The 1,956-nt window shown below is 66.6% G+C and carries 2 protein-coding genes; one reads left to right on the top strand and one right to left on the bottom strand.

What is annotated here, in order from left to right; translation table 11 throughout:
* Positions 1-594: alanine racemase (locus ELR45_RS35515; protein ID WP_338069602.1), on the bottom strand; the 594-nt coding region annotated here is incomplete at its 3' end.
* 149 nt (positions 595-743) lie between these two features.
* Between ELR45_RS35515 and ELR45_RS19640 the strand changes: the two genes are divergently transcribed.
* Positions 744-1,956 (top strand): ABC transporter substrate-binding protein (locus tag ELR45_RS19640; protein WP_129667970.1); only part of this gene is annotated, 1,213 nt, incomplete at its 3' end.

Below are 1,956 nucleotides of genomic sequence, written 5' to 3' on the forward strand. Positions count from 1 at the left end.
CTCCGGTGAAGCGGCGACGGCCCGTCCCACCTCAAGGGCTGTCTCGATGCTCCGGGCACCGGCCCGGCCGCCCGCGACGCCCATCTCGACGAGCACCGGGAACGGCCGGGTGGCGGCATCCCGCAACGCCGTGCTCATCGCCTCCACGGTCTCCACCGAGTCGACGTAGGCGAGCAGTTCCACGTCGGCGCGCGCTCGCAGCAGATCGACCAGGCCGGCCAAACCGGCCGGGTCGATGCACTCGTTGGCGATGATGACCCGCCGCGCCCCGAAGGCGACCATGGTGCGTGCCTGCCATGCGGTAGCCGCTGTCATCCCCCAGGCGCCGTGGTCGAGCTGCCGCCGGATGAGCTCCGGAGACATCGTGGTCTTTCCATGCGGGGCGATCCGGACGCCGTGCTCCTCGCAATATCGGCGCATCCGGTCCAGGTTGTGCGAGAGCGCGCTCGCCTTGAGCGACATGATCGGCGTCGCGAAGTGGTCGTGCAGCCGCCACCCGGCCTCGGGTATCCGGGTGGCCGGCATGCCCAGCGCAGTGTGCGGGAAGCTCCGGTGGCACCCGTCGATCGTCCAGTCTGTGGTGACCTCCCGCATCCGAGTCCCGGCCTCCCCGCGGAATGATGGTCGCTGACGAGCAAGAACCATACGTTACACATTGTTCATTGACATCCAATATTGTATATGACATTACTTGAACAATCAGTGCCAGAGCCCCCTGTCCACACGACATCGAAGGTGTGTCAATGAAGCGGATCCATCGCGGTTTTGCCAGCATTGCAGTGCTCGCGGCCCTGGTCAGCGGCTGCGGTGGTGGAGCAGATGACTCCTCCGACACCGCGGAGACGCCGAACGCCGCTCCGCCGGAAGCGGGCGGCGTCCTCAAGGTCGGTCTCTACGCCGAGCCCAACACGCTGGATCCGGCACAGCAGCCGTTCAAGGCCGCGTACCAGGTGCTGCTGACGGTCTGTGAAGGCCTGTACACGGTGGACGCCAACATGGAGCCGGTCCCGCAGCTGGCCACCGACTATCCGGAGATCTCCGACGACGGTCTGACGGTGACCGTCCCACTGCGTACCGGGGTCGTCTTCAACGACGGTGAGCCGTTCGACGCCGAAGCCGCCAAGTACGCCATCGAGCGCAACATCGAGTTCGAGGGCAGCAGCGTCGCCGAGGACTTCGCCGCTGTCGAGGAGATCGAGGCGGTGGACGCCGAGACCCTCGTCTTCCACCTCGAATGGTCCGATGCCCGGATCGTCAACGCGTTGGCATCGTTCGCCGGCATGATCGCCTCGCCCGCGCAGCTGGACGCGCTCGGCGACGACTACGGCACCGAGCCGGTCTGCGTCGCACCGTTCGAGCTGGACGAGTGGACGGCCGGCGTCTCGCTGACGCTCAGCAAGTCGGAGCTGTACTACGACGCCGAGAACGTCGCCCTCGACGGGGTGGAGTACGTGATCATCCCGGATGGGAACGTCCGCGCGGTCAACCTGAGCTCCGGGGACATCGACGCGGCGCTCAGCGTCGCACCCGAGGACTCGGCCGCACTCGAAGCCGCCGACGACATCGACATGCACACCCAGACCGGGATCGGCTGGAACGCGTTCCAGGTCAACATGGCCAACCAGAACGGCATCGGTGAGGCACCGGAACCGCTCGACACGCCTCTGGCCGAGTCCGAGGACCTGCGGCGGGCACTCGATCTGGCGATCGACCGCCAGGCCATCGTCGACGCGATCTCCCAGGGCCTCTACCACCCGTCCTGCAGCCCGCTCTCGCCGAGCAGCCCGTTCTACGACGAGCCCGACTGCCCGGAGCGTGACATCGATACGGCGAAGCAGCTGGTCGAGGACTCCGGGTACCCCACACCGGTGAAATTCGAGCTCACCTCGATCTCCGGATCGAACCGGGTCGAGGAGATGATCCAGTCGATGGTCGCAGAAGCCGGCTTCGAGATGA

Source organism: Phytoactinopolyspora endophytica, from assembly GCF_004138495.1.
GTDB lineage: Bacteria > Actinomycetota > Actinomycetes > Jiangellales > Jiangellaceae > Phytoactinopolyspora > Phytoactinopolyspora endophytica.